This window comes from Tamlana crocina, assembly GCF_012037625.1.
Window position 1 is genome coordinate 1 of sequence record NZ_JAAVJS010000130.1, and the last position, 533, is coordinate 533.

The window sequence follows — 533 nt, forward strand, 5'->3', positions numbered from 1 at the left end:
TAGAACACGTGATCCCGGATTTTACGATAAAGATCGTAGATGGAGAACTGGAACTAAGCCTCAACGGCCGAAATGCGCCCGAGATGCATGTATCGAAAGATTACAGCGAAATGCTCAAGGGCTACAAGGAGTCCAAGGAGAAATCTAAAGCGCAAAAAGATGCAGTGATGTTCATCAAACAAAAACTGGATGCCGCCAAATGGTTCATAGAAGCCATCAAGCAACGGCAAACCACCCTTTTTGTGACCATGAGTGCGATCATGAATTACCAGACAGAATACTTCCTCACAGGCGATGAACGTAACCTGCGGCCAATGATCCTAAAGGACATTGCCGACGAGATAGGAATGGACGTTTCTACAGTATCAAGGGTCGCCAACAGCAAATATGTGGACACGCCCTATGGGACCAGGCTTATTAAAGATTTCTTTTCAGAATCCATGAAAAACGATCAGGGAGAAGATGTCTCAACCAAGGAGATCAAGAAGATCCTGGAAATGACCATTGAAGATGAGAACAAGCGTAAACCTCTT

The 533-nt window shown here is 44.8% G+C and carries 1 protein-coding gene; it reads left to right on the forward strand.

The window, feature by feature from the left end; all coding sequences use genetic code 11:
* A partial coding sequence (locus tag HC176_RS15960; protein WP_483414753.1) for an RNA polymerase factor sigma-54 occupies positions 1–533 on the forward strand: 533 nt, incomplete at both ends.